This is a genomic window from Planctomycetia bacterium (assembly GCA_034440135.1).
Classification (GTDB): Bacteria; Planctomycetota; Planctomycetia; order Pirellulales; family JALHLM01; genus JALHLM01.
In genome coordinates this window covers 1-5016 of the sequence record JAWXBP010000326.1, presented here as the reverse complement: position 1 = coordinate 5016, position 5016 = coordinate 1, and the positions used below count along the sequence as shown (strand labels likewise).

General features: G+C 62.6%; 5 protein-coding genes. 4 read left to right on the top strand and 1 reads right to left on the bottom strand.

What is annotated here, in order from left to right:
- Together SGJ19_19720 and tssG are read left to right on the top strand one after the other, a co-directional pair.
- The coding region (locus tag SGJ19_19720; GenBank protein MDZ4782481.1) for a hypothetical protein at window positions 1-238 on the top strand (238 nt) is incomplete at its 5' end.
- Between the two features lie 113 nt (window positions 239-351).
- Window positions 352-1494, top strand: a complete 1143-nt coding sequence (gene tssG / locus SGJ19_19715; GenBank protein MDZ4782480.1) for a type VI secretion system baseplate subunit TssG — start codon at window positions 352-354, stop codon at window positions 1492-1494.
- 52 nt (window positions 1495-1546) lie between these two features.
- On the opposite strand, the gene SGJ19_19710 is transcribed toward tssG, so the two are convergent.
- Complete coding sequence (locus tag SGJ19_19710) at window positions 1547-3232, bottom strand: cytochrome c3 family protein (GenBank protein MDZ4782479.1); 1686 nt, start codon at window positions 3230-3232, stop codon at window positions 1547-1549.
- Between the two features lie 487 nt (window positions 3233-3719).
- Here SGJ19_19710 and pyrF point away from each other — a divergent pair, with 487 nt between their 5' ends.
- Both pyrF and SGJ19_19700 read left to right on the top strand, forming a co-directional pair.
- On the top strand, window positions 3720-4646 hold the full coding sequence (pyrF, locus tag SGJ19_19705; protein ID MDZ4782478.1) for an orotidine-5'-phosphate decarboxylase: 927 nt from the start codon (window positions 3720-3722) through the stop codon (window positions 4644-4646).
- A gap of 172 nt (window positions 4647-4818) precedes the next feature.
- On the top strand, window positions 4819-5016 hold a 198-nt coding region (locus SGJ19_19700; protein ID MDZ4782477.1), incomplete at its 3' end, for a hypothetical protein.

The following is a 5016-nucleotide window of genomic DNA, read 5'->3' as shown; positions in this document are numbered from 1 at the left end:
CGACGCCGACCTGCTGGTCGCCGGGCACGTCCATGGCGGTCAGGTCCGTTTGCCTGGGATTGGTCCGCTGATCACCAATTCACTCCTCTCGCGCCGATGGGCGGCAGGCGTGACTCAGTTATCGGGCGACCGCACCCTCGTGGTCTCCCGCGGCATCGGCATGGAACGCTCGTACGCCCCTCGGCTGCGGTTCCTCTGCCGCCCGGAACTCATGGTGATCCATTTGACGCCCAAATGACATTCGATCGCTCGACCCGCGATCCGACGCACTTCCGTTGCCGCTGAGGGCGAATATGCGGTACGATTCGGCCGCTGCGCCTTGGGCTCCATTACCTTCGGGAACTTCCGCCGGTGGCTGAAACGAAACGTCCGTCGACGCTGGACGAGCTTTTCTCGACTGGTTATGCGTTCGATTTCTTCCAGGCGATTCGCCTGCTGGAACGTCGCGAAGGCGTGGAGCCGGTCGGCAGCGACGGGCAGCCGGGCAAAGAAGCGGTGCAATTCCGCGTGGCGCTGGGGCACGCCTTTCCGGCCAGCAATATTAGCGATTTGAAGGCCCCGACCGCCGAACGGCCGACGCCGCAGATGACGGTCAATTTCTTCGGGCTGACCGGTCCCAGCGGCGTGATGCCGCGCCATTACACCGACATGTTAATGCGGCTCGAACGGGATTCGCGCAACCCGGAGCGGCACGCATTGCGCGATTGGTTCGATCTATTCAACCACCGCCTGATTTCGCTGTTCTATCGCGCCTGGTCGAAGTATCGCTTCTACACCGCGCACGAACGGCGCGAATACGAGCAGGTCAATCCGGATGCGTTCACCAAGACGCTGCTGAGCCTGTTGGGACTGGGCCAGCCGGCGTTGCGAAATCGTCTGGCGTTGCGGGCTCCGGCCGATCCGGACGCCTGGGACCAGCGTGATACGTTGATCGCGGGGATCCCGGATTTGGCGATGTTCCGCTACGCGGGATTGCTCGCCCGACGTCCGCGCAATGTGCTCGGGCTGGAAGCGATGCTGTCGGACTATTTTCAAGTGCCGGTGGAAGTTCAGCAGTTTCATGGTGCATGGCTCAGTCTCGACGATTTGGATCGCTCGCAACTCGGCGCGGAAAATGGCAACTGCGGGTTGGGACAAAGCCTGGTGATCGGCGAGCGCGTCTGGGATGTCGAGGGACGGATCCTGTTGCGCATCGGTCCGTTGACCTATGAGCAATTCGTCGAATTGTTGCCGGACGAATCGCCGAAGCCTGCGCGCAAGGGATTCTTCCTGCTGACGCACATGGCCCGGTTTTACGTGGGCCCGTCGATCGAATTCGACGTCCGGCTCGAATTGCAGCCGCAGGCAGCGCCGGAATGCTCGCTGGGCGGGCTGGGGGAACCCGGCTCGCGACTGGGCTGGAACTCCTGGCTGGTCAGCGAATCGCCGCCGCACGTGGTCGCCGACGCCGTGTTCAGCACGCGCGAGGTGTTTCAACTCCGCGGCGCGGCGTAGTAGTCAGCACCAGCCCGACGCGCAAGCGAGGGAGTGTGTTTCATCGTCGAGGTCATTCTTTGATCGCCGAGGGGCGATTGTCGCGCTTCGAATAGAGCGCGTTGAACCGCGCTTCGTCGAGCTTGCCCGAGGCGTCAAGCAGTACGGCATTTCGATTCGGCGCCGGCGGACGGGCTTGGCGATTCCAGATTTCCATCGCCTGTTTGACTGCCGTTGCTTGATCTGGTTGAGCCGCGAGAAAGTCGTAATGGAAGTCGGCGTAGCCCGGCAATTTGCGAAGGCTGTGGGCCGCTACGTAGCGATCGACGCCATAAGGATCGTCGAGCAAGCGGGCCGCGAAAGGCGCCATCCAATCGACACCAGACGCCTGTTGGGCCGGCTGCCAGCCGAGATGCCAGGCGGTGATGATGCGGCGCGGAGCGTCGCCTTTCAGGAGCCACATCGCGGCTGCAGCGGTCGACTTCTGCTCTTCGTCGAGCGGCAATTCCGGCTGGTTGTACCAGGCGTGCATCTGCTGCTGCGTCCAATCGAGCGACTTATCCAGATGGCAGAGATTGCAAGCGTTTGGGACGCCAAGCTTGGCGCTGGCGGCGATGTCCGGCGGCGCCATCTCATGGGCGCGAATGCCGCTGAGCAGCCCGTACGCCTTGTACGGCATGTGGCAGTTCAGGCAGTTGCTGCCCTCAGAGTTGGCCTGATGAAACGTATGTTGCGCCACTTCCGTCGTGTACTTCGGTTGGTCGTGGCATTGCGTGCAGGCGGCGCTGCCGAGCAAATCCTGCTTGAGTTGATCGGCTGGCGGCGCATCATGCATCGAGTGGCATGACAGGCAGGACATTTCGCCGCGCTGGTAACAGCCGGACTCCCTCATCGCCGTAAATTCGCGTCCGCCGGCCAGGATCGTGCCGTCTTCCCACCAGCGTTCGCGGAAGAACGATTCGTTGCGATAATAGCCGGCCCATTCCTCGGCGCTGCTGCCTTCGCGCGGGTGTTGGATGTAGAGCCGCGTTTTGTGCAGGTCGCCGCCAGGGCGGTATTGAATGCCGTGCAGCGCGTAGTCCAGGCCGTCATCGGCGCTGCGGGGAATGAACACGCCGTGGCATTGCCCGCAGATCTCGCTGGCACGGACATGATCGAGCCGGAGCGGATTCACGATCGTCGTGTCCGGCGCCGACACCGTCGGCGGCAATGCGGCGGCCGCGGCCAGGCCTTCTTGATGGCGGACGTGGGCATCTCCGGGACCGTGGCACGCTTCGCACGAGATGCCCAACTCGCCGACGCGGCTTTCCAATTGCCCAGTCTGCTGATTCAAACCGGGAATGCCTCCGGTGCTATGACAGGTGATGCAGTGGTGATTCCACTGCGTCATAAAGCGAATGTTGTCCTCGGGGGGCACCATGAAGGCAGCTTCGCGAGGAATCCAACGCTTGTCTTCCTTCAGGTAAATCAGCGGCAGAGTCTGCATCAATCGCTCACGAAACGGCAACGTGCTTTCTACCCAATAGGTCTGATAATGATGCGATCCCGTCGTCATCAGCACGCGGCGTTTCACCCGCGGAATATCTTCCAGCTTGCCGCGCTTGCCGCGTTGGACGATCGCTTCCATCTCGTCGGGATTCGGCATTTCGGCCCAAAAGGCGTCCCCTTCGCGATAGACGCGATAGTCCAGTCCGTTCGATGAAATCGTCTGGCCGTCAAACGCGCCCAGCACATTTCCCGGCAGTGCGAGCTGGGTCATCGTGCGATGGTACGTCGATTTCCAACTGGCGTGCTGGTCGGCGTGGCACGCGGCGCAACGCTCGGAGGAAACATATCCCCCGTCGCGTTCCAGACGCGGAACGTCCGATTTAATTTCGCTCAGCAACCTCGCGAGCTCGTCCTGCTCGGCAGCGATTGCAATTCGTGGAGGCAACGTCAGGGCTGGGACCGCCGCCAACAAGATTAGCGCGTATCGGAGTCGATGGAACCCAACCTTACGGCACATCACGGCGGAACTTTCTGACAAAGCTGGGCGACGCCCGAATGTCATCGCTTGAGTCGAGGTTACCTTGCGCAATCTGCATGGTCAATCTGCGCAACCGATTCGCATGAATCCGATGCACATTCTGTACAATTCCATCGCGATAGCCCCGTTGTGGCGCGGGGCCGTTCCGCCACAATTACAGGCAGGACATTTCTCGAACTCCATGGCATCCTCGGCTTTAGCATCTTCGCGGCGGACCCCTGTGACGACCTTCTCCGATCAACTCGCCGCAGCGATTCGTAGTCGCGGCAATCCGGTCATGGTGGGGCTCGACCCGCGTGCTGAGCAATTGCCGCCGGACTTGCTGGCGAATTCGCTACTGCGAAGTCCGGAGCGGGTGGCTGCCGCGTATCGGGAGTTCTGCCGGGGGATAATCGACGTCGTCGCGCCGTTGGTGCCGGTGGTGAAGCCACAGGCGGCGTTCTTCGAGCAGCTTGGGCCGCATGGCATGACGGCGCTGGCGGATGTGATCGCCTATGCCCGTGAGTCAGGCCTGCTGGTCGTGCTGGATGGCAAGCGGAACGATATCGGCGACACGGCGATCGCCTATGCCGAGGCTTATCTTGGCCCGCAGAGCGTCTGGAAGAGCGACGCGTTGACGGTCAGTCCGTACCTGGGCGCTGATAGCCTGGAGCCGTTCTTGAAGGTGATCGATCAGCGCGGCGGCGGCGTGTTCGTGTTGGTGAAAACGTCGAACCCCGGCGGCGGGATGCTGCAAGATGTCACCGCCGACGGCAGCACGATCTACCGGCGCGTCGCCGAGTACGTGGAGCAAGCGGCATCCGCGCGACTGGGAAAATGTGGCTATGGTTCCGTGGGGGCGGTGGTCGGGGCGACCTATCCGGAACAACTCGTTGAATTGCGCAATGCCATGCCGCATGCCTGGCTCCTGGTGCCCGGCTTTGGCACGCAAGGCGGTACGGCGCGCGACGTCGTCGCCGCCTTCGATAGCCAAGGGCTCGGCGCCGTCATCAACAATTCCCGGGGCATCATCTTCGCTCACGCCCGACGGGAGTATTCATCGCGATTCGGCCCGGGGCGCTGGCTGGAAGCGGTGGAGGCCGCGACGTTGGACATGATCGCGCAGCTCAAGGCGGAGCTGCCGAGCATTTCGCCGGACGCCGCATAGCGAAGTCGTGAGGTCACACGACATTCGGATTTCGGCTGAAAGCCTTCCGATCTATGCTGAGGGAATGGCCGCACGCAAGACAAAACCCTCGCCTCCTACATCCGCGGCCCATCACGCGCCGACCAGCGAGATTTCGCACGACTGGGTTCAACCTCGGGCTTGGCTCTCAGCGATGGCCGCGACGCTCATCGTCGCGCGAGTGCTCATCCCGAGCGAATCGGCGATTGACGACGCGGCCGGCATGGCCTTCGCCTTGGCGTGGCTGGTGGTCGCGGCCTTGGCCGCGCTGCTTGGCTGGCGCACGGAGGACGATGCGTGGCGCTGCTCGCCGTTGGATGGCGCGCTCCTCGCCTTGGCCGGCTGCTTTCTG

What these genes read in the sequence shown, in the direction of transcription:
- SGJ19_19710 (MDZ4782479.1), bottom strand. Translation starts at nt 3,232, where the DNA reads ATGACCCAGCTCGCACTGCCGGGAAATGTGCTGGGCGCGTTTGACGGC.